The sequence below is a fragment of the Arcanobacterium buesumense genome (assembly GCF_012563545.1).
GTDB lineage: Bacteria > Actinomycetota > Actinomycetes > Actinomycetales > Actinomycetaceae > Arcanobacterium > Arcanobacterium buesumense.
Genome location: NZ_CP050804.1, coordinates 1,422,624 through 1,444,986, shown reverse-complemented (window position 1 = coordinate 1,444,986; position 22,363 = coordinate 1,422,624). Strand labels below are relative to the sequence as shown.

General features: G+C 49.9%; 22 protein-coding genes. 17 read left to right on the top strand and 5 right to left on the bottom strand.

Features of this window, described 5'->3' with window-relative positions; translation table 11 throughout:
- Nucleotides 1-59 precede the first annotated feature (59 nt).
- Both HC352_RS06635 and HC352_RS06630 read right to left on the bottom strand, forming a co-directional pair.
- Complete coding sequence (locus HC352_RS06635; protein WP_168918147.1) at nt 60-458, bottom strand: GntR family transcriptional regulator; 399 nt, start codon at nt 456-458, stop codon at nt 60-62.
- Complete coding sequence (locus HC352_RS06630) at nt 455-973, bottom strand: hypothetical protein (protein WP_168918146.1); 519 nt, start codon at nt 971-973, stop codon at nt 455-457. The genes HC352_RS06635 and HC352_RS06630 overlap by 4 nt, the downstream gene beginning before the upstream one ends.
- Before the next feature lie 620 nt (nt 974-1,593).
- Here HC352_RS06630 and HC352_RS06625 point away from each other — a divergent pair.
- Nucleotides 1,594-2,589 (top strand): malate dehydrogenase, encoded by a 996-nt coding sequence (locus HC352_RS06625; RefSeq protein ID WP_168918145.1) that lies wholly within the window; start codon nt 1,594-1,596, stop codon nt 2,587-2,589.
- Nucleotides 2,590-2,745: 156 nt separating this feature from the next.
- On the top strand, nt 2,746-3,108 hold the full coding sequence (locus tag HC352_RS06620) for a YchJ family protein (protein WP_168918144.1): 363 nt from the start codon (nt 2,746-2,748) through the stop codon (nt 3,106-3,108).
- Here HC352_RS06620 and HC352_RS06615 read toward each other — a convergent pair.
- Both HC352_RS06615 and HC352_RS06610 read right to left on the bottom strand, forming a co-directional pair.
- Nucleotides 3,046-3,333 carry a hypothetical protein gene (locus HC352_RS06615; protein WP_168918143.1) on the bottom strand — a complete coding sequence of 96 codons (288 nt, stop codon included), beginning with the start codon at nt 3,331-3,333 and terminating at the stop codon, nt 3,046-3,048. The two genes, HC352_RS06620 and HC352_RS06615, sit on opposite strands and share 63 nt — an antisense overlap.
- Before the next feature lie 9 nt (nt 3,334-3,342).
- On the bottom strand, nt 3,343-4,737 hold the full coding sequence (locus HC352_RS06610) for a PspC domain-containing protein (protein ID WP_168918142.1): 1,395 nt from the start codon (nt 4,735-4,737) through the stop codon (nt 3,343-3,345).
- Nucleotides 4,738-4,841: 104 nt separating this feature from the next.
- On the opposite strand from HC352_RS06610, the gene HC352_RS06605 reads away from it, so the two are divergent.
- Genes HC352_RS06605 through HC352_RS09150 form a run of 3 tightly spaced genes read left to right on the top strand, consistent with a single transcriptional unit; the run spans nt 4,842 to nt 7,363 of the window.
- A complete protein-coding gene (locus HC352_RS06605; RefSeq protein ID WP_247645248.1) occupies nt 4,842-6,065 on the top strand; it encodes an ATP-binding protein in 1,224 nt (407 codons plus the stop codon).
- Entirely contained in the window at nt 6,062-6,730 is a 669-nt protein-coding gene (locus tag HC352_RS06600; protein ID WP_168918140.1) for a response regulator, read from the top strand. The genes HC352_RS06605 and HC352_RS06600 overlap by 4 nt, the downstream gene beginning before the upstream one ends.
- A gap of 15 nt (nt 6,731-6,745) precedes the next feature.
- Nucleotides 6,746-7,363 carry a sugar O-acetyltransferase gene (locus HC352_RS09150; RefSeq protein WP_211080645.1) on the top strand — a complete coding sequence of 206 codons (618 nt, stop codon included), beginning with the start codon at nt 6,746-6,748 and terminating at the stop codon, nt 7,361-7,363.
- Nucleotides 7,364-7,393: 30 nt separating this feature from the next.
- On the opposite strand, the gene purU is transcribed toward HC352_RS09150, so the two are convergent.
- Nucleotides 7,394-8,254, bottom strand: coding sequence for a formyltetrahydrofolate deformylase (gene purU / locus HC352_RS06590; protein ID WP_168918139.1), 861 nt, complete (start codon nt 8,252-8,254; stop codon nt 7,394-7,396).
- 136 nt (nt 8,255-8,390) lie between these two features.
- On the opposite strand from purU, the gene glyA reads away from it, so the two are divergent.
- The 12 genes from glyA (at nt 8,391) to deoC (ending at nt 22,162) form a co-directional block, all read left to right on the top strand.
- Entirely contained in the window at nt 8,391-9,674 is a 1,284-nt protein-coding gene (gene glyA / locus HC352_RS06585; RefSeq protein WP_168918138.1) for a serine hydroxymethyltransferase, read from the top strand.
- A 13-nt stretch (nt 9,675-9,687) separates the two neighbouring features.
- Complete coding sequence (locus HC352_RS06580; RefSeq protein ID WP_168918137.1) at nt 9,688-10,554, top strand: bifunctional methylenetetrahydrofolate dehydrogenase/methenyltetrahydrofolate cyclohydrolase; 867 nt, start codon at nt 9,688-9,690, stop codon at nt 10,552-10,554.
- A gap of 30 nt (nt 10,555-10,584) precedes the next feature.
- Nucleotides 10,585-11,457 carry an exodeoxyribonuclease III gene (locus HC352_RS06575; RefSeq protein WP_168918136.1) on the top strand — a complete coding sequence of 291 codons (873 nt, stop codon included), beginning with the start codon at nt 10,585-10,587 and terminating at the stop codon, nt 11,455-11,457.
- Nucleotides 11,454-12,728: a YihY/virulence factor BrkB family protein gene (locus HC352_RS06570; protein ID WP_168918135.1), complete on the top strand. Its 1,275-nt coding sequence runs from the start codon at nt 11,454-11,456 to the stop codon at nt 12,726-12,728. The genes HC352_RS06575 and HC352_RS06570 overlap by 4 nt, the downstream gene beginning before the upstream one ends.
- Nucleotides 12,729-12,748: 20 nt before the next feature.
- A complete protein-coding gene (locus tag HC352_RS06565) occupies nt 12,749-13,864 on the top strand; it encodes a mannose-1-phosphate guanylyltransferase (RefSeq protein WP_168918134.1) in 1,116 nt (371 codons plus the stop codon).
- A gap of 314 nt (nt 13,865-14,178) precedes the next feature.
- The gene (locus HC352_RS06560; protein ID WP_168918133.1) at nt 14,179-15,267 is read left to right on the top strand and encodes a BMP family lipoprotein; all 1,089 of its coding nucleotides are present in this window, start codon (nt 14,179-14,181) and stop codon (nt 15,265-15,267) included.
- Between the two features lie 199 nt (nt 15,268-15,466).
- The gene (locus tag HC352_RS06555) at nt 15,467-17,020 is read left to right on the top strand and encodes an ABC transporter ATP-binding protein (RefSeq protein ID WP_168918132.1); all 1,554 of its coding nucleotides are present in this window, start codon (nt 15,467-15,469) and stop codon (nt 17,018-17,020) included.
- On the top strand, nt 17,017-18,288 hold the full coding sequence (locus HC352_RS06550) for an ABC transporter permease (protein ID WP_168918131.1): 1,272 nt from the start codon (nt 17,017-17,019) through the stop codon (nt 18,286-18,288). The genes HC352_RS06555 and HC352_RS06550 overlap by 4 nt, the downstream gene beginning before the upstream one ends.
- Before the next feature lie 53 nt (nt 18,289-18,341).
- Nucleotides 18,342-19,613 (top strand): ABC transporter permease, encoded by a 1,272-nt coding sequence (locus HC352_RS06545; protein WP_168918633.1) that lies wholly within the window; start codon nt 18,342-18,344, stop codon nt 19,611-19,613.
- A 68-nt stretch (nt 19,614-19,681) separates the two neighbouring features.
- Nucleotides 19,682-20,152 (top strand): cytidine deaminase, encoded by a 471-nt coding sequence (locus tag HC352_RS06540; RefSeq protein WP_211080644.1) that lies wholly within the window; start codon nt 19,682-19,684, stop codon nt 20,150-20,152.
- Complete coding sequence (locus HC352_RS06535) at nt 20,152-21,441, top strand: thymidine phosphorylase (RefSeq protein ID WP_168918129.1); 1,290 nt, start codon at nt 20,152-20,154, stop codon at nt 21,439-21,441. Before HC352_RS06540 ends, HC352_RS06535 begins: the two co-directional genes overlap by 1 nt.
- A 58-nt stretch (nt 21,442-21,499) precedes the next feature.
- Complete coding sequence (gene deoC, locus HC352_RS06530) at nt 21,500-22,162, top strand: deoxyribose-phosphate aldolase (protein WP_168918128.1); 663 nt, start codon at nt 21,500-21,502, stop codon at nt 22,160-22,162.
- Nucleotides 22,163-22,363: the final 201 nt, after the last annotated feature.

Below are 22,363 nucleotides of genomic sequence, written 5' to 3'. Positions count from 1 at the left end.
GCTGGCCTGCCTCATACTATGGTGAAGTTTGCCGGAGATATTATCGCTAGCGAGTTCGATTACTTGTCGCTTTCGTTAGGCTCTGCGCTATTGTAATAGAACGCTGTGCGAACGCGAGTGAGTAGATCGTCAAGCGTGATACCTTCAGCGTGTGCATATCTGATGAGCCCGGCAAGAGCAGTTTCCAAACTAGCAGGAGACGTGGTTTGCGCAGTATCGGGAATTGCGCAAACAAAGGTGCCGTTTCGTCCGCGCGTTTGTAAAATTCCCGCAGTTTCTAAATCTTTGTAGGCGCGCGCTACGGTTCCTGGTGATACTCCGAGTTCTACAGCTAAATGACGCACTGGAGCCAGTCGTGTATCCACAAGTAATTGCTTGCTTCGAATACCAGCAACGATCTGATTGATGATCTGTTCGTAGGGTGGAACGTCTAGTGATGGGTCAATAGAAAAAATCATGAGCTAACTTCTCTCCACATATGTCGAGCATATTGGCGAGAAGCCCAATAGAAGATGCCTACCATCACGAGTACGGCAACGAGATAAATCATCATGAGTGCTAGTGGCACAGCCGAAGCGGAAAAATTTTCTGCTACCAATGGAATCCCCCAGGGGATCACGGCTGTTGAAAGGATTAACGTATTTGTTGATTCAGCACGTATATCGTCTTCCCAATGAATATCTTCAATATCGTAGGCAATAATTGGAGTTCGTGCATAGCGAGATATCACGAAAATTCCGAGAATACTCACTATATTTGCGCCAAGTAGCATGAAGACCCATATAGTTTGTCGAGGTAGGTGAGGTAGCTGGATGAAGATCCATAACAGTTGGGGGATAAGAGATGCGCCAAAATATCCTAGTATCGCCCACATAGGAAGGTAATCAGTGAATTGAAGTTGAATGCCACGCGAGACGCGATTGGCATCTAGCGATGTTTGAGGATAAGTTGTTGGGTTTAACAGAGCTTTCATGTCAGTGCGCATACGAAGATAGCTCTGAATAAACAAGCCTAGTAGCAGGCTAAGGGGAAATGAAAAATGGGGAAAGCTAGGAACTGTAGCAAATAAAGCTATTTGGACAACACAAATAACGATAAAAGCAATTGTAAGTTTAGATTTAATAACTTGTTCGCGCCATTGAAGGCGCTGAATGAAGTTTATGCTAGGTGGCGGTAACGGAATTGTGTGTGGTGGAAAGTGGGACGTCTGCCGAATTTCTATGCGATGAGTTATCGGGATGATTACGCAAACCAAGTAGGCAAATACAGAGCCGATGAGGATAGCTCCAGTATTCAGTAAGAGTGGAATCCACGAATCCATAGCTTCTCCTCGGTAAACGCATTGTGTTGATACAAAATTAATATAGTTAAATACAAGGATTGTGTCAATACAACTTATGGCGGAAAACCGCCGAACACAATGTCTCCGGCTAGTGATGGCAAACTTGAGACGACGAGCGGGACTAAATGCCACCCAGAATAACTCGTTGGCAAGGTATTCTTAGAAGTGGTGTGAGAATTCATCTCGCTCAACGACAAACTGGCGTCATGTTTCAATAACGAACAGCGCCATAGAATATAGGAGTTGACTACATGGCTGAGCTTCGTACTCCGGTTACCGTCACCGTTACTGGCGCTGCAGGAAATATCGGTTACGCATTACTATTCCGTATTGCATCAGGCGCACTACTCGGAGCTGACGTTCCAGTTCGCTTGAACCTTCTTGAGATCCCACAAGGCATGAAGGCCGCTGAAGGTACTGCGATGGAATTGAATGATTCCGCATTCCCGCTACTTGAGTCCGTTAACATTTTTGACGATGCACACAAGGCTTTCGAAGGAACTAACGTCGGTCTTCTCGTTGGTGCACGTCCACGTACCAAGGGTATGGAGCGCGCTGATCTTCTCGCCGCAAACGGCGGAATCTTTGGCCCACAAGGAAAGGCTATCAACGATCACGCAGCTGATGATGTTCGCATCCTCGTTGTTGGCAACCCAGCAAACACCAATGCGCTCATTGCAGCTCACAACGCACCAGACGTACCAAACGAGCGTTTCACTGCGATGATGCGTCTGGATCACAACCGGGCAATCTCCCAGCTTGCGGAGAAGACTGGCGCGAAGGTTTCGGACATCAAGAAGATGACCGTGTGGGGCAACCACTCGGCAGACCAGCACCCAGACATCTCTTGGGCAACTGTTGCCGGCAAGCCAGCAACTGAGCTTGTTGATGAAGCATGGCTCTCTGATTACTTCGTACCAACCGTTGCTAAGCGTGGCGCTGCCATTATCGAAGCCCGTGGCGCTTCTTCGGCAGCTTCGGCAGCTTCGGCAGCTATTGACCACGTTTACAACTGGGTCAACGGTACTCCAGAAGGCGATTGGGTTACCCCAGGTATTTGGTCAGATGGCAAGCACTACGGTGTTCCAGAAGGACTCATCTTCGGCTTCCCGGCCATCTCCGAAGGCGGAGAGTGGAAGGTTGTTGAAGGTCTTGAGCTTTCTGAAGCATCCAAGGCAGGTATCGAGCGTAATGTTAAGGCTCTCCAAGAAGAAGCTGATGCAGTTCGCGAACTTGGCTTGATCTGAGATTGATTTCCACCAAAAGGCGGGGACGTGGTCCCCGCCTTTTGCGTTACCGTCCGAAAAGTGTCGGCTAATCGTGGTAATCGCGCAAACCCCGGCCATATAGCTCTAGGTTTGCGCTATTACCCGGTTTCCCTTATACCTCGAATAGGAGAAACTATGAAATGCCCATGTGAATCCGGTAAAATCTATGCCGATTGTTGCGAACCGCTCCATGACAGTGTGCGCTTAGCGGATCGTCCCGAGGAATTAATGCGTGCTAGGTACTGTGCCTATGCTCTTGGCCGGGATGACTTCGTGTTCACCTCATGGCATCCAAAAACCCGCCCACCGGATGTTTCCACTCAAGGAATCCGCTGGACGGGATTGGAGATCATTGATGCATCTGGGGATGAAGTCGAGTTTATCGCTTCATATTTTGATCAATCATCAGGAGAGAAGGGCAGTCTTCATGAACGTTCACGCTTCGTGAGACGGCTCGGCAGATGGCTCTACCTCGAACCGCTCAGTCTGACTAGGTGACATGGTTGGTGAGTGAGAAGCTGGCGCAGTTTGCGCATACATCTCAGGTTCTTTTTCCTGGCGTCGCGTGGGAACAAAGGCTGCTACGGTGCAGGCAGCGGCAAAGACAAGCAGTAATGCGATGACAAGCGTAGATGGATCAAGCTGGGTACTAGTGCCACGGATGATAGCCACTGCACCGCAAACGGCGATAACTATGCCCCATAAGAATGTTCCGATTTTCATGGTGATCTCCTATTTTGTCGATTGTGTTGAGTTTGCGGCTAAATCTGGTGTGTCGGAATCAATGGGGATCCCGCGTTGGCGGGCAATGAATGCAACAGCATCGTTACCTTGGATTTTTTCGGATAAGCTCACGTCACCAAAGCCGTAATTGACCTTAATGTGACGAGCCAGTTGTGGATCTTTTTGTGCTGCCGGACTAATAACTGTCACGTGCACTTTAGGGGATCGTGAAGGATTGAGCATGACATTGTTTGGGATGACATACCAATCGTTAATATTAATTGGCCCCTCACCGTGAGAGCCATCGAAGTCTTCATCGGTTTTGAGAGAATATATGTGCGGGGTGTTGGTAGTAAAAGTCTCGGCATTATGGTTGCGTATTTCCCAGCCACCTAAATCGTTCATGGATATTTGTCCGGTCAGGGCGATCTCTAAAATAACTGGATCGTCACGATCGAGGAAAAAGTTGGGATCGGCGAAAACAGCGCTGATTTCGCTACCGTCGGCAAGCTGTGTAGTGCGACGTTCTTGCTGGTCAAAGATGCTTGTAGAACCGGTGCGTGCCCCACTGCCGAAAAAGTCTAGGTGTGGCGTGTTCATGATGTTTGTCGGAACAACGAAGGACAACGAAACAAGTGTAAAGGCCGGAAATACAAGTAACATTGCGATGAAACTTAGCCAGCTACTTCGTTTTCTACGTATGCCGGCCCATACGATACCGATGCCAAGAATCGTCAGTGGCACTCCGAGTACCAATAGTGCAGATGCGAGTGTGCGCTGTGTAGCCAGCATAGTGATTGCGGCTCCGGCGGCGCTTAACGCTAAAGTGATGAGAATGTATGTCCCAGATACTACCGGAGTGCGAGAGTATGACTGAGATGCCACGGGTTTTAGTGGGGGCATGTTTTCTGCTTGCGTTGGCGAAGTTGGCGTTAGCATAGTTGTGTTTTCCTCTGCTGAAGGAGATGTAGAAGGAGCTGGCTGCGGGGTTGTGTCTTGTTTATTTCGCAAGACGATGACCGCCACGACGACGACTGCAATAACAGTGATGAAGGAACCAGTAAACCGAGAAAAGAAGAACCAGCGGGCGTGAGCAAGCTGTTCGAAGAAGAGCCAGACGCCGATTGCTAGCATTGCAAGGCTGGCTGCGAACCCGCCAGAGAGTCTGCCTTCGACCACTTCGTTAAGCTCGATACGATTATCTGGATCGTGTGGTAGGAGAAGCCACGCAATACCGTAGGCAAGGACGCCGATGCCGCCAAAGAACGACATGATAATAAATGCGAGGCGTAGTAAGAGAGGGGAAATTTCCCAACGGTGTGATAACCCTGCGCAGATGCCACCGAGGTATCCATCGTCGGTCCGCCGTAATGGCTGGGCGGTCAAGCGTTCAAAAATGTTCATGTTTTTATCGTGTCAGATGGAAGGGCATTGTGGCTATGAGGTGACACCCTGATTCGTCCCTGATTTTGCTACTCAGGGGTCAAAATATGTGGGAGGCATGTGTGATGATAGATGTTATGACGAGGAATAATGACTATTCGCATTTGCGTGCTCCTGGAGTATCGGAACGGCCGGCGCTAACGCGGCGCTCACCGCGTGTGATTGCGGGCGTGGCGCGTGGTTTGAGTGTGCATTTGGGTGGTTCGGTAGTTGCCTGGCGATGGGCGTTTGTTTTAGCAACGCCATTTTTTGGTGTTGGCGTGATGGCATATGTGGTGTTGGCAGTGTCGATGCCTCAAGATAGTGGCCTTTGCGCCCGCCGACGTCGATTAATTCCGGCATTAGCAAATACTCCGGAAGTTAAAAATACGAATCGTCGGCCACTGTTCCTCACTGCGCTTATTTTGCTAGCTAGCGCCGTGGGAATCGCGCTAGTTAATGGTGGCTATGGTGGAAATCTGATTCCGGTATTGATTATTTTGGCCGGTGCTGGAATTGCGTGGTCACATCCTGTCGGTAATGATTCAGCTCCGATTGGGTGGACGATTACCGGAGCGTTAATTGCTATCAGTGGTGCATTGACCTTTACCAGTACGCAGTATGGTTTTTATCAGACGATGGCGAGTCTAGGGGTCGGGCTGGCGGTGGTAGCAGCGCTGGCAGTGGTTGTGCTTCCAGTGTTGTTACATAACCGTACTCAGTTGCGTGATGAATATACCCAGCGGATCCGCGAGTCGGAGCGGGCCGATATTGCGGCTCATCTGCATGATTCGGTACTCCAAACATTGGCGCTTATTCGTTCGCGGGCAGATTCTCCGGAGGAAGTGGCGAGTCTGGCACGGGCGCAGGAGCGGGATTTGCGTCGCTATTTGTATTCTGATCGTGCGGTGGAAGGAACGTCAGTTGCCGACGATATTGCCCATATCGCGGCAGATACTGATGAGAAGTTCCATACTGAGATTGACGTTGTGGTAACGGGTGACGCACAACCGAGTTCGCTGACTCAAGCGCTGTTGGGCGCTAGCCGGGAAGCGTTAACGAATGCGGCGAAGCATGCTCCGGGAAAGATTTCGCTTTTTGCGCAGCTTAGTGATGAGGTATGCGAAGTTTTTGTTCGTGATCGCGGACCAGGGTTTGATGTGGATACTATTCCGAGTGACCGCGCTGGAATTAGGGACTCAATTCGAGGACGTCTTGCTAAAGTTGGGGGAGAAGTGGAGATCCGTTCGCCATTACCTAGCGGTGGTTCAGAGGTGCGGATGCGGGTTGTTAAAGGGAGTGCGTCGTGAGTTTGACGGTATTTATTGTTGACGATCATGGCTTGGTTCGTGCTGGTGTGCGGGCACAACTTGCGCAGTTTTCGGATGTTGATTGTGTGGGCGAAGCTGATTCCGTTGATAGTGCCGTGGCAGTATTGACTAGTCTGGCAAGTGAGACTGTTCCCGATGTCGTGTTGCTTGACGTGCATCTTCCAGGAGGCCACGGCGGTGGTGGTGCTGAGGTTGCCCGTCGGGTTTTAGCTGGTGGGGTTCCTACTCGTTTTTTGGCGTTGTCAGTATCTGATGCGGCCGACGACGTCGTTGCCGTTATTCGTGCGGGCGCTCGCGGTTATGTGACAAAAGCAGTTAGTGCTGAAGAACTTGTGGAAGCCATCAGGCGGGTTGCCGCTGGAGACGCCGCATTCTCTCCACGGCTGGCAGGTTTTGTGCTTGATGCCTTTGGCGCGCAAGCGGCAGACGTAGCCGAACGCGATGAAGAATTGGATCGGCTTTCGGAGCGCGAACAAGAGGTTATGCGGTTAATCGCTCGGGGATATACCTACCGAGAGACGGCAGGGGAATTATTTATTTCCATTAAAACGGTGGAAACACATGTCTCAGCAGTGTTGCGCAAACTCCAATTATCGAATCGCCATGAGCTTTCCCGGTGGGCCGCAGCTCGCGGGATTGAGTAGCGTAGACTGGCTCGTATGACTCGTGATGAAGAACTGTACCAGCGTATGCTCAATGGCGAACTCTACAAGCCTGAAGGCCAAAAGTTTCAAGAGATTCATCGCCATGCGATGGCTTGCCAAGATGAATTTAATGCGTTGCCGTCAGCCGATTGGGACGCGCATTATCAGGTCCTCACGTGTTGGTTAGGTAGCGTGGGGGAGGGCGTGATTGTGCGGGCGCCGTTGCGTGTTGACTATGGTCAACACGTGAGGATTGGTGATGGAACATTCATTAACTACGATTGCATTTTCCTTGATGTCGCCCCGATTACTATCGGGAAAAACTGTCAGATTGCCCCGCAGGTACAACTCTTAACTGCGTGGCATCCGCTCGAATCTACGCTACGTTGTGAAGGTTGGGAGGGCGGTAGCCCGATCGTCGTCGGAGATAATGTGTGGCTCGGCGCCGGGGTTATGGTACTGCCCGGTGTCACCATCGGGGATAATAGCGTCATTGGCGCTGGCTCGGTAGTGACGAAAGATATTCCGGCAAATATGATAGCAGTAGGCAGTCCGGCGCGGGTGTGTAAGGCTTTGCCAGCGGATAAGTCGGCCTCAGATATCGTGCCAGCGCACTTACTCGATCACCTGTAGATCGCGGTACGTGATGCAGTGACTGCCGTGTCATTCGAAGACGACGGTACGTAAACCATCGTGAAGGACACGGTGTTCAGCATGCCAACGCACTGCGCGGTAGAGGACTTGGCGTTCAACTTCTGCACCCATTGCTTGTAGCTCGGGAACATCTTGGGCATGCGAGACGCGGGCGACGTCCTGTTCAATAATTGGTCCTTCGTCAAGATCAGCAGTGACGTAATGCGCGGTGGCGCCAATGAGTTTGACACCGCGAGCATGAGCTTGGGCGTATGGTCGAGCGCCTTTGAATGACGGTAAGAAAGAATGATGAATATTAATGATTCGACCAGCTAATGCTTGGCACACGTCGTCGGACAAAATCTGCATGTAACGGGCTAAAACGACCAGTTCGGCGTCGCAATCGTCCACAAGTTTAAGTAACTGTGCTTCTGCGTCCGCTTTCGTGTCTTTTGTCACCGGAATATGAATAAATGGCACGCCATAGAAATCGGCATGTGGACACAATGTTTCGTGGTTGGAAACGACGGCGACAACGTCGATCGGTACCCGTCCTTCGCGTTGTTTAGCAAGTAAATCCGTTAAACAATGGGGGTCCTTCGAGCACATGATGATGGTGCGCATGGGGCTGGCGTCGGAAATGGTGTAGTCCATCTCGAAACGTGCCGCGAGGGCAGCGAATGCGGCTTCGATTGTGAGCCGACCGCCAGGGACGTCGGCTTGCAGACGGATATAAAATCGGTTTTGGCGTGGGTCACGATATTCTTGCGACTGGGTGATATTAGCGCCTACTTGGGTTAAAAGTCCGGTGACGGCGTAGACGATTCCAGACTGGTCCGGGCAAGAAATTGTAAAAATAAGTGAGTGTGCGTTCAATACCGATTTTTCCATAGTGGTATTTTACGCTTTTTCGACGACGACGGCGAAATTCACTGTGCTTGTGAGTGCTGATCGCTAAATGTGTTGGAGGGGGAGGGTAGACTAGAGATGTACTCACCCACTATGGAAACCCTTAAGGAGGCTGGAAGTGACAGATTCCTTTAATCTCTCGCTTGCTGAGTTAGATCCGGACATTGCGCAGGTTTTAGAAGATGAACTGGGTCGTCAGCGCGCCACATTAGAAATGATTGCGTCGGAGAATTTTGTGCCACGGGCAATATTGCAGGCTCAAGGTTCGGTGTTGACGAATAAGTACGCGGAGGGGTATCCGGGTCGGCGATATTACGGTGGTTGTGAGTTTGTTGATATTGCGGAAAATTTAGCGATTGAACGCGCGAAGAAGCTTTTTGGTGCAGAGTATGTCAATGTTCAGCCGCATGCGGGTGCTCAAGCGAATGCCGCAATTTATCATGCATTGTTGCAACATGGCGATACGGTAATGGGATTGTCGTTGGCTCATGGTGGTCATCTAACGCACGGCATGAAGATCAATTTTTCAGGAAAGAACTTCAACATCGTTTCTTACGGTGTTGATCCGCAAACCTATCTGATTGATATGGATGAGGTCCGTCGGCTTGCCCGTGAGCACAAGCCGAAGATGATTATTGCTGGCTGGTCGGCTTATCCGCGTCACGTAGATTTTGCAGCTTTCCGGGAGATCGCGGATGAAGTTGGTGCCTACTTGTGGGTAGATATGGCGCATTTTGCTGGTCTTGTTGCGGCTGGTTTGCATCCGAACCCAGTTCCGTATGCTGACGTGGTGACGACGACGATCCACAAGACCATCGGCGGTCCACGCTCGGGCATGATTCTGTCTCGTGATGCGTCTTTGGGGAAGAAATTGAACTCGGCAGTTTTCCCTGGTCAACAAGGTGGCCCGCTGATGCATGTGATTGCCGCGAAAGCAGTTGCATTGAAACTGGCTGCAACACCAGAATTCAAGGATCGCCAAGAGCGGACCTTGCGCGGTGCAAAGATTTTGGCGCAGCGCCTTGTTGAATCTGATGTTGCTGATAAGGGTGTATCGGTGTTGACCGGTGGCACAGATGTTCATTTGGTTTTGGTCGATCTGCGCAACCATGAATTAAATGGCCAAGAAGCTGAGGATTTGCTACACGAGATTGGTATTACTGTTAATCGTAATGCGATCCCGTTCGATCCGCGTCCACCGGCTGTCACTTCCGGACTGCGAATCGGTACACCTGCATTGGCTACTCGCGGTTTTGGCGATGCCGAGTTTACTGAGGTAGCAGATATTATCGCGGTGGCATTGCGTGATGGCCGAACGGCCGATATTGCGGCGTTGCGTGAACGCGTCAGTGCGTTGACTGATCGCTTCCCGTTGTACCCAGATTTAGATCAGACCCACTGAGAGGTTTACGCACATGACAATTCCGGTAAAAATGGATGGACGGGCCACTCTTGCACAGATCAAGGTGGAGATGCAGGAAAAGATTGCGCACCTTGATTCTGCTCCAGGTTTGGCAACTATTTTGGTTGGTCAAGATCCTGGTTCGCAGATGTATGTGAATATGAAACATCGTGATTGTGCGGAGATCGGTATTGAATCTATCCGGATAGATTTGCCGGAGGAGTCAACAACTGAAGATGTGCTGGCACAGGTGCGGAAGTTGAATGATGACCCGAAATGTAGCGGGTTTATTGTTCAGCTTCCGTTGCCACGACATATTGATACTCGCGCTGTGTTGGAAGCAATTGATCCGGTTAAGGACGTTGATGGTTTGCATCCAGTCAATATTGGTCGGCTTGCCAACGAAATCCCGGCGCCAGTTGCCTGTACTCCGATGGGGATTGTGGAGCTGGGCCGTCGTTATGGTGTGCAATGGGAAGGCGCGAATGTCTGTCTTGTTGGGCGCGGTACAACCGTAGGGAAACCGTTAGCCATTTTGCTTACTTCGCGTAGCATTAACTCCACGGTGGACGCATGCCATTCGGCGACTAAAAATTTGGCGGAGCATACTCGGCGCGCCGATATTATTATTGCCGCTGCAGGCGTTGCTCATATGATCACTCCCGATATGGTGCGTCCAGGTGCGGCCGTGTTCGATGTCGGAGTCTCTCGAGTCATCGATCCGGAAACTGGAGAATCTGTGATGGCTGGGGATGTAGATCCTGCAGTTTTTGACCTGGCTGGTTGGTATTCGCCAAATCCTGGTGGGGTTGGCCCGATGACTCGGGCGATGCTTTTGACGAACGTCGTCGATGCGCATGTCTCATATTTGCCCAAGTGAATATGACAAAGTGAAGCTGGAGAAAGAAATATGCTGATCGCAACGTGCAATGTTAACGGTATTCGGGCGGCTGTTCGTAAGGGGATGCAAGAGTGGATAGCATCGGCTAGTCCAGATGTTTTCCTGTTGCAAGAAGTGCGTGCGCCAGAGGAGCTCGTTCCGGAGCTCGTGGGTGATCATTATCAGATCGTTCAGCAGGCCTGTGAAATCAAGGGCCGTGCCGGGGTAGCTATTGCGGTGAAGAACGGGTTGGATATCGGTCGAGTCAGTATCGGTTTAGGTGCGGATTTACCGGATTCAGATCCAGATGCCGATGCGAGAACTGTTTGGGAACGCCCGAGCGAACCGCCTGTTGATACCGGGCGTTGGGTTGAAGTGGATATCCCGGAATATGGCACAACATTTGTTAGTGCGTATTTACATTCGGGCAATGCCACTGACGAAGCGAAAATGACAGCTAAGTATTCCCACCTTGATCGGGTAACTATGCGGCTCGAACAATTGCAACGCAATCGCCCTGCAGAGGTGCCCTATGTTCTGGTTGCTGGCGATTTTAATATTGTGCACACCGAACGAGACATCACGAACTGGCGTTCGAATCACAATCGGACCTCGGGCGTTTTAGATCCAGAAATCGCTTATGTTGACCGCTGGACGCGCGACTTAGGGTATGTTGATGTGCAACGTTCACTGATCGGGGATGACCAGGCCGAATACACGTGGTGGTCCCAGCGGGGTAAAGCGTTTGATAACAATGTTGGCTGGCGTATTGATTACCATTTGGCTTCGCCACAATTGGCTGAGCGTGCCCAATCGGTGCGAATTGACCGGGCTAAGTCATATGATCAGCGTTGGTCAGACCATGCGCCACTACTCATTACTTATGATATGGAGAAAGCATGAGTGACACTAGTGTGACTGCGCATCCTACTCTTATGGATCGGCTAAACGCAGTAATTGCTTGGGTTATGGAACTGCGCTTTGTCCGGGCTTTTGGACGGTACATGTGGGCGCGTGGATATCTTTTATCGGGCGGTATCGCTTATTCTGCTCTGTTCGCTATCGCAGGTGCGCTCACTATTGGTTTTACGACGTTTTTCTATCTTCTCGGTGGAAATAAGGACCTGCAACAAACACTGTTTGAGACTGTCAATGCATCATTGCCAGGTATTTTGAAGGTCGAGGGAAACGAATCGGGCCTGCTTGATCCACAGGATCTCATTATCGAAAACCCGATTAATCCCGCATCGATTATTTCGTTTTTTGTCTTGCTGTGGTCTGCTGCGTCGTTAATGACTGCGTTGCGCATTGCTATTTTAGGGATGTTTGGTATTACCTATCTACAACGTCCTTTTATCAAAGCGAAACTACTTGATATTTCCGGCTTTTTAATGATTGGTATCGGAGCCTTGACCACAGTGGCGCTAGTGACTGTCTCGACGCAACTTTCCGAGCATATCTTGTTGTGGCTAGATGTTTCTGGCACTGTAGGATCATTTTTCATTCAATCGTTACCCATTGCCATTGCATTAGTTGTTGACACGCTGATTTTCATGTTCTTGTTTAGTGTCATGTCTGGGGCTCATCCGCCGTTAAAAGACTTGGTGATAGGTTCATTCCTGGCTGGAATCGGATCATCAACCTTGCGTGTTTTGGGTACGACGGTGGTTTCCTCAGTGTCGAGTAATGCGCTTCTGGCTCCATTCGCAGCAATTATTACGTTGCTTATCTGGGTTAATTTGCTTGCCCAAGTGACACTGGTAGCTGCTGCCTTTGTTGCGAATCCGCCCAAACCTGGAGTACCGACTCGCTCCCAACTTGAACATTCAGAAGAGTACCCAAATTATGTGACTAAATCTGTTAAGCGTACCTTGGAGTGGAATTTTGATCCGATGACTGGTGTGGTTGCTCCGCATCCGACCGACACTATAGAGGAGAAGATTGCGCCACCGTGGACTGGCATGAGGGCCGCGTGGATGAAACGCAAGATTGCTCGTGCGGAGGAGAAGCTGGTAGATGCCCAAGCTCAGCTTAGTGACGTGCGGGATGCTTATGTGCAAGCTGCCTGGGACGCTTATAAGAAAAAGTCAGTTCCAACGACGTCGAGTGAATATGCACAAGCAGACCCACATGACGTGGGAGAGCGTTTAGCTCGGGACAGTGAAGAAAACTAGGTAGTGGGTGAGGGGCGAAGATGAGCTCGTTACATGCGATCATTCCAGCAGGTGGTGCCGGGACTAGATTATGGCCGATCTCGCGGTCTGGATCGCCGAAGTTTTTAAAGGATCTAACAGGTAGCGGTCAGAGCTTGCTACGCCAAACTGTTGAACGCCTTTCGCCGGTTGCTGGTTCGAATATTATGGTCGTTACTGGAGGCATTCACATTCCTCATGTGGTCCGTCAGCTTCCTGAACTAGATGCAGAACAGTTTATTGCAGAACCATCTGCACGTGATTCGATGGCAGCTATTGGATTAGCGACGGCGATTATCCGCCAACGTCATGGCAACGTTATTGTTGGCTCATTTGCTGCCGACCATATTATCAGTCAACCGCAGGCGTTCGTCAGGGCAGTCAACCAGGCGATGACGGCAGCTGAACGTGGCTATGTGGTAACTATTGGGATTAGCCCAGACTCCCCAGCAACAGGTTTTGGGTATATTCGTGCTGCAGATGAGGTTGATGGAGTAGCTGGCGTCTTCCAAGCAGCAGAATTTTTAGAAAAACCTGATGCTGATACTGCCAGGCGATATGTAGACAGCGGTCAATATCTGTGGAATGCAGGTATGTTTATTGCTCAGGCTGATGTACTTTTGACCGCGTTGGAATCCTTCCAGCCAAGTTTGGCTGAGGGTATTTCGCGGATTGCTCGCGCATGGGATACCACTGAACGCAGTAGCGTTCTTGAACATGAGTGGCCCGAATTAACAAAGATCGCTATTGACCATGCGATTGCCGAACCGTTGGCGTCCCGTGGTGGTGTTGCGGTAGTGCCCGTTCAGATGGGGTGGACAGATGTGGGAGACTTTGCTGCTGTTGACGATATGATCAGGGAGTCGCTTGATGATAATGAGCGTCATGGACTTGTTGTCCGGTCAAGCGATGGGGGACAGGCGCCCCCGGTGATAGCGGTTGATTCTCATGATGTGACAGTTTTTACGTATGATCGTCCTATCGCAGTAGTTGGCGTTAATGATGTCATCGTCGTCGATACCGGTGATGTGCTACTGGTGACTGCGAGTGAAGATGCACAACACGTGAAAAATGTTGTGGAACAACTACCGGAACACAATCTGACATCGTTGCAATAGCTTTTGAATGGGAGCTTTTCATAAGTTGCTTTAGTCTGTGAGAGCGGGCGTCAGTTAATAATGAGGTTCACTCGGCAATACGTTTCGGTCAGTATATGAGATGACAGACTGCTTAGGTAACCACGTTGCGGATGTCAAGAGGCATATTTGTGAGACACCAGCATTGAATGTAACGATTCGGTTACGAAACATCCAGAAAGTGAGCTAGAACATCTTATAGGGTGGCATGTCTGGCAATTCCAGCCTATTCTTAGTAGATGAACGGTTTTGGTGATTGAATACACCAAACTGGAAAACTAGATCAGGAGAAACTAGTGAAGAAATTCAAGTCTTTAGTTGCAGTTGCTGCAGCATCTGCATTGGCCCTCTCAGCATGTTCTGGTACGGACGGAAAAGATTCCGGTAAAGGCGGCTCGGCAGACGCGTCTGACTTTAAAGCTTGCCTCGTATCCGATGCTGGCGGTTGGGATGATAAGTCCTTCAACGAATCAGCCTACAACGGCCTGAAGGATTCCGAAAAGGAATTTGGCGTTGCTATTAACACCGCTGAATCAAAGGGTGATTCGGACTTCGGTCCAAACACTCAGACGATGATTGATGACGGTTGTTCCCTCGTTATCGGCGTTGGCTTCATGCTCGCGCCAGCAATTATGAAGGCAGCTGAGGAGAACCCAGATCTCCACTTCGGCCTCATCGATTCTGGTTTTGCCGATGCTGACGGCAATGCCGTTGAAATTTCTAACGGTCGCGCACTACTCTTCAACACCCAAGAAGCAGCATTCCTTGGTGGTTACGTAGCTGCCGGCGCTACTAAGACCGGTACCGTTGCTACCTTTGGTGGTGTACAGATTCCATCAGTAACCATCTTCATGGACGGTTTTGTCGATGGTGTTAAGGCATACAACGAGGCAAAGGGTACGGACGTCAAGGTTCTCGGTTGGGATAAGGAGACGCAGAACGGCGCCTTCACCAACTCCTTCGACGATCAGTCACTCGGTAAGTCCCAGGCACAGCAGTTCATTGAGCAGGGTGCGGACATCATCATGCCAGTTGCTGGCCCAGTTGGCCTTGGTGCAGCTGCTGCTGCGAAGGAAGCCGGAAACATCTTCATCGTCGGCGTTGATTCCGACTGGTATGTCTCGGCACCTGACTACAAGGACATCGTTGTTACCTCTGTTATGAAGGGTATCGGCGAATCCGTTAAGGCAGCCATCGAAGGCGCTAAGGACGGTAAGTACGAGACTGCTCCATACGTTGGAACCTTGAAGAACAAGGGCGTTTCTCTAGCTCCTTACCACGACTTCGATTCAGTTCTCTCTGATGATCTCAAGTCTGAAGTCAAGGAACTTGAAGCTAAGATCGCCTCTGGTGAACTTAAGATTGAATCGCCAGCAGCTAACTAATTTCGCGGTTTAGCTGATATGACGAATTAATGTAGGGACGTGGGGATCTTATTCTGTTCAGATTAAGATCCCCACGTTTCTTAGCATCTGACGTGGGGAAATAGAGTGCCAGCGTCAGAAAAATGCCTGTAAGCAAGGTATGATTATTGATACACAAAACTCAGATTGACTCGAAACTGAGAAACGAAAGGGGTTCAGCGTGAAGCTGGAGCTAAGGGGCATTACAAAGAGGTTTGGCCCTCTTGTAGCGAATGATCATATTGACCTCGTCGTTGAAGAAGGTCATATTCATGCGCTTCTCGGTGAAAATGGCGCTGGTAAATCAACACTCATGAATGTGTTGTACGGCCTATACGATCCAGATGAAGGCGAAATATTACTTGACGGGAAAAAGGTAAAGTTCGATGGGCCAGGCGATGCAGTCGCGGCTGGTATTGGAATGGTTCACCAGCATTTTATGCTGATTCCAGTATTTACCGTTGCTGAATCTGTGGCACTAGGATACGAACCTACCGGCACAGCTGGTCTGATTGATATTAAGGAAGCGCGTCAAACAGTTATCGATGTATCAAAGCAATTTGGTTTTGATCTCGATCCAGACGCATATATTGAAGATCTTCCAGTTGGCGCACAACAACGTGTAGAAATTGTCAAAGCGCTTTCGCGTGATGCAAAGATTTTGATTCTTGACGAACCAACTGCTGTGTTGACGCCGCAAGAAACAGACGAACTGATGGAAATCATGAAGCAACTTGCAGCTTCTGGTACATCAATTGTCTTCATTACCCACAAACTACGCGAAGTGCGTGCAGTAGCAGACGATATTACGGTTATTCGCCGTGGCGCTGTCGTCGGCACTGCGAGCCCGACGTCGTCAGAAACTGAACTGGCAACAAAAATGGTGGGTCGTCCAGTTATGCTTCAACTGGAAAAGGATGCGCCACAACTTGGTGAAGTCGGACTTGCTTTCAATGATGTCACGATGCTTAACGATAACGGTTCGCGCGTCCTTGATCATATTTCCTTTGAATTACGACGCGGAGAGGTTCTTGCTATTGCAGGTGTCCAAGGCAACGGGCAAACTGAACTCGCTGAAGCCGTCCTCGGTCTATTAGAGCCGGATCAAGGAACTATTACCCTTGACGGTGTCGAAATCCAAGGAAGTAGCGTTCGTAGCAATATTGATGCTGGTATCGGCTTTATTCCAGAAGACCGTTCCAAAGACGGCATGGTCGCTTCGTTCTCTATCGCGGAAAACTTGATTCTGGATCAGTATTTAAATACTCCTTATGCAAGTGGTCCAGCAATGCACCCACAAGTTGTTGCAGATAACGCGCATGAAAAAGTAGAAGAATTCGATATCCGAATCACCCGAATCACTGATCCGATCTCCACGCTATCTGGCGGAAATGCACAAAAAGTTGTGGTAGCACGTGAGCTTTCCCGTGACCTCCGACTCCTTGTTGCCAGCCAGCCAACCCGTGGTGTTGACGTAGGATCCATTGAATTTATTCACCGACGCATTATTGAAGCACGTGATGCCAGTACGCCAGTCCTTCTGGTGTCTTCTGAACTTGATGAAGTTGTGGCATTGGCAGACCGTATCGCAGTGATGTATCGCGGGCGCATCATTGGTATTGTTCCAGCAGATACTCCACGCGATGTACTTGGCTTAATGATGGCTGGCGTGCCACAAGAAGAGGCCCTAGCCTCAGCAGCTCAGTCTTCTGCAAAGGAAGGTGCACTCTCATGAGCAATAAGAAATCAACTCCGATTAGTGCTGGGACTTGGGCTAAGGCTATTGTCCATTCTGCTCCTCGTTCTGGCTGGCTAGTAGGTATTATTGCAATCCTGCTTGCTTTCGCCTTGGGAGCGATCCTCATCGTGATCACCGGAGCATCCGTCTTAGATGCCTACGTGGCCATGTTTAAAGGATCAATTTTTAATGCGGCCGCACTTAACCGTGGGTTTGCATATGCGATCCGCCCAATGATGGACTCGCTCTTTTTCGCTACTCCACTTATTTTGGCTGGTCTTGGCTTAGGCTTCGGCTTCCGGGCAGGTTTGTTTAACATTGGTGGCGCTGGCCAAATTATTTTTGGTGCTCTAGCTGCGATCTGGGTGTCTTTTAGCCTTGATCTTCCGTATGGCATCCACCTTATTGTGGCGCTGGTGGCAGCAGCTGTAGCTGGTGGTATCTATGCTGGTATCGCTGGATATTTGAAAGCAAAGACCGGGGCGAACGAAGTTATCGTCACGATCATGCTGAATTCGATTGCTACGCTTGCACTTTCCTATGTTCTATCGCTCGATTCGTGGCATCAGCCCGGACAGAACAACCCAGTCACACCAGTAGCTAGTGACACTGCGGCACTCCCAGCACTGCTTCCTACACCGTTTAAGATTCATTTTGGACTTGTCCTCGCTCTTATAGCGGTCTTTGTTTACTGGTGGATTTTGGAACGTTCTACCTTCGGTTTTGAAGTTCGTGCAGTCGGCGCAAATCCGAACGCTGCTCGTACAGCAGGAATGTCAATCGCTAAAGTCACGACATTGACAATGATGACATCAGGCATCTTTGCCGGTTTAGCTGGTGCAAATGAAGCTCTCGGTACGATGTATCAAGCCCATCAAGGCGTGACATCTGGTATTGCCGGAACAGTTGGATTCGACGCAATTACAGTTGCTTTGCTTGGCCGCAATAAGCCAATGGGAATTTTCTTCTCTGGTCTATTGTTCGGCGCGTTTAAAGCCGGTGGATATTCAATGCAGGCTCAAGGTGTGCCAGTTGATATGGTTCTCATTCTCGAATCAGTAATTGTTCTGTTCATTGCGGCTCCAGCACTGGTTCGTTGGATGTTCCGCCTGCCTAAGCCTGATGGCAAGAGCTTGCGCGAATACGCTGCAACATTAGGTGAGAATGTGTCACAACCAAAAACAGCTCACGCATCTGAGCAGGCGGAATCGGAGAATACCGCCTCAGATGAGCATGCATCTACCGGAAAGGGGGAGAAGGCATAATGGAAAGTCGTGGTTTACACAAAGTGACTCAAGCTAACACAGATCTTCCGAACATGCCCCAAGGCGAAGTCATTGGTAAAATCTCTTGGAAATTCCCAGTTACCTATGGACTAGCAACCCTGCTTGCCCTTTTCTTTGCCATGGGAGCAACTGGTGATGCCCGTCTGCGCCTGAATGACCGTGCATCATCAGTAGACATTCCTGATATCACCATTCCAGCAGTGACAACTTTGTGGGTATTCTTTGTACTCATTGCGCTGGCAACTGTGTGGTCAGTGATTTCTGCGCTCGGTCGTGGAAAATACGCCAAGATGGGAAGCATCTTAGACAAAGTTTCCACCATTATTGTGGCTGTCTTGACCATTTTTAGTTTCTTGATTTTCGCCGGTGGCGGCTCAGCAGGTGCAATTACACTAACATCAACTCTCGGTATCACTGTTGCTATCTCAACTCCGTTGATTTTCGGCGCATTGTCCGGTGTAGTGTGTGAGCACGTTGGCGTCGTTAACATCGCTATCGAAGGTCAGCTACTCGTTGGTGCTTTCGTCGGTGTTATGGCAGCCTCCTTCTTTAAGACACCATACATGGGCTTGCTTGCGGCCCCGCTTGCCGGTGCACTAGTAGGCTCCTTGCTGGCATTGTTCTCAGTCAAGTACGGTGTAGATCAGATTATCGTTGGTGTTGTGCTCAACGTGCTCTGCCTAGGTTTAACAACCTTCTTCTATGGCACACTGATGTCTGATAACGCAGAAATCCTCAATACCAATCAGTACTCGCTGCCATCGATTAGAATTCCGCTACTTGCTGAGATTCCAGTGGTTGGTCCAATGCTGTTTGACCAAACAATTTTGGTCTATATCATGTATGTTGCTGTTGCTCTCCTGACGGTATTCCTTTACCGCTCGCGTTGGGGTTTGCGGATGCGAGCATGTGGTGAGCACCCACGCGCAGCTGACACAGTAGGTATCAACGTCAACCGTACTCGTATTCGTAATACGATCTTCGGTTCGGCAATTGCTGGTCTTGGTGGTGCGTTCTTCACCATCGGGCAAGGATTAGCATTCACCGACAACATGTCCGCTGGAAACGGCTATATTGCGTTGGCTGCTATGATTCTCGGTAAATGGCATCCGGTAGGTGCACTTGGTGCAGCAGGAATGTTTGGTTTTGCTAAAGCAGTTGCATTGCTGATGCCAAACCTTCATGGCGGAATTCCATCCCAGCTAGTGAACATGATTCCGTATATCATCACGATTATTGCAGTGGCTGGCTTCGTCGGGAAGTCGCGGCCACCAGCTGCAGAGAATATTCCGTACATTAAGTAAACAATTTGTGGATCGGTGGGCCGGCTAAGCCGGCCCACCGCATTCATTCAACAATGAAAGGAGTCGAAATGCCTGAGATTAACTGGGATGAACTCAAAGATCTTGCTATTGAGGCAATGAAAACTGCCTATGCGCCGTACTCTGGTTATCCAGTGGGCGCTTCCGCATTGGTTGATGATGGCCGTCTCGTATCCGGTTGTAACGTGGAAAACGCTTCTACCGGTCTTGGAACCTGCGCTGAAAATGGTCTTGTCTCAATGCTGCACCGCACCGGCGGTGGCCGGCTCGTTGCATTCTACTGCGTTAACGGTAACGGCGATGTTATCGTTCCCTGTGGACGTTGCCGGCAATTACTCTACGAACACGGTGGCCCAAATTTACTCGTGACAATGCCGTCAGGAATCATGCGGATGGATGAGGTCCTTCCGCAAGGATTTGGACCAGCAGACTTAGCTCTTGTAGCCACAAGTCAGATAACAATTGATACTCCGTACGCACTTCGGGAAAGTGATGCGGAAAAGGAGAAGAAGGACAAATAATGGCAGAAAAGTTTGATGTAGTTGACGTAATTCGTGCTAAGCGCGATCATAATAAACTCTCCAAGGCTGAAATCGATTGGACAATTGACGCCTATACCCGAGGAGTTGTTGGAGACGAACAGATGGCTGCGTTAGCGATGGCTATCTTCCTCAACGGTATGGATCGCGAAGAAATCGCTCAATGGACCCATGCAATGATTGAATCGGGGGAGCGCATGGACTTCTCCGCTCTAGGCCGTATCACGGCAGATAAGCATTCTACTGGTGGTGTAGGCGATAAAATCACCTTGCCACTAGCCCCACTTGTTGCAGTTTACGGGGTGGCTGTGCCCCAACTATCTGGCCGTGGTCTCGGACATACTGGAGGTACACTCGATAAGCTTGAAGCTATTCCCGGATGGCGTGCGGCGCTATCTAACGAAGAAATAATGCACCAGCTTGGTCTGGAAGGTCCCGGAGCGGTTATTTGCGCAGCCGGATCCGGTCTAGCACCAGCAGATAAGAAACTCTATGCCCTGCGCGATATCACCTCAACAGTCGATTGTATCCCGCTGATTGCCTCGTCGATTATGTCTAAGAAGATTGCAGAAGGCACGCATTCACTAGTCTTAGACGTTAAGGTCGGTTCAGGCGCATTTATGAAGGATCTTGCCAAGGCACAAGAACTAGCACGAACCATGGTAGATCTAGGTACTGATGCTGGCGTGAAAACCACAGCACTTTTGACAGACATGTCCACCCCTCTTGGATTGAAGATCGGTAACGGACTAGAAGTAGAAGAATCCGTTGAAGTACTTGCCGGTGGTGGCCCAGCTGACGTCGTCGAACTAACTATTGCCTTGGCACGTGAAATGCTCACTGCCGCTGGACAACCCGATGCCGACGTCGAAGAGGCCCTTAAAGACGGCCGTGCTATGGACGTGTGGCGCAAGATGATTAAAGCTCAGGATGGCGATCCGGACGCGCCAATGCCAGTTGCTAAACATACCCATGATGTTATTGCACAATCTGACGGTGTTCTATCTACCCTCGATGCCTTGAGTGTAGGTGTTGCTTCCTGGCGCTTGGGTGCCGGTCGAGCATTTAAAGAAGAACCAGTTCAGCTCGCTGCTGGTATTGAGCTATTTGCCAAGCCAGGTGACGAAGTCAAGAAGGGTCAAAAGCTCATGACTCTGCATACTGATGATGAATCGCGTATCGAACGAGCACTCGCTTCCCTCGAAGGCGGTATCGAAATCGGTGGCGCCTATAAAGAACGTCCATCAGTTGTTCTAGACCGTATCTCATAACGAAAGAAACAAGTAACATAGGCAAGGAAAGCATTTCTTGCTAAGAAAAGGAGAAATCGTGGCAACACGTGAAGAAGTTGCAGGCATCGTAGATCACACGCTACTCAAGCCAGAAGCAACCATGGAAGATGTGAAGAAACTTGTTGAAGACGCGAAGGCACTTGGTACTTATTCAGTGTGCGTATCACCGTCGATGCTGCCACTTCCAGAAGAAATTGAACTAGGCGATGTCAAACTCGCTGTCGTTTGTGGTTTCCCATCAGGTGCGGTCGCATCAGAAATTAAAGCAACCGAAGCTGCACGTGCGGTAGCTGCTGGTGCTGATGAAGTCGATATGGTCATCAACATTGGTTTAGCTAAGGAAGGCGCTTGGGAAGAGCTCGAATACGATATTGCTGTTGTTCGAGATGCTATCCCATATGCAGTGCTGAAGGTAATTATTGAATCTGCTGCACTCACTGATGAAGAAATCGTCAAGGCATGTGAAGCTTCGATGAATGCTGGCGCAGACTTCGTCAAGACTTCTACCGGTTTCCACCCAACAGGTGGTGCGTCAGTTCACGCCGTTGAAGTGATGAAGAAGACCGTTGGCGACGAGCTGGAAATCAAGGCATCTGGTGGAATTCATGATGGCGAGTTCGCACTTGAACTGATGAAGGCAGGCGCTACTCGTCTAGGTTTGTCCGGTACGAAGAAAGTCCTTGACACACTTCCTGAGTGAGTAGTGGGCTCAACGTAGCATCAGGTAATAGCGCAAGCTGTGAGAATCCTAGTCACAGCTTGCGCTATTCCTTTTAATACTGACATTAATGCTCACATCAGCCGTTAGAAGATGCTATGACCATAGTAAAATTCTGTGGGTTCGCCAGACGGTATCTAGCGAACCCACAGAATTTAGAGCTGTATAAGCTGGAGATAGGGT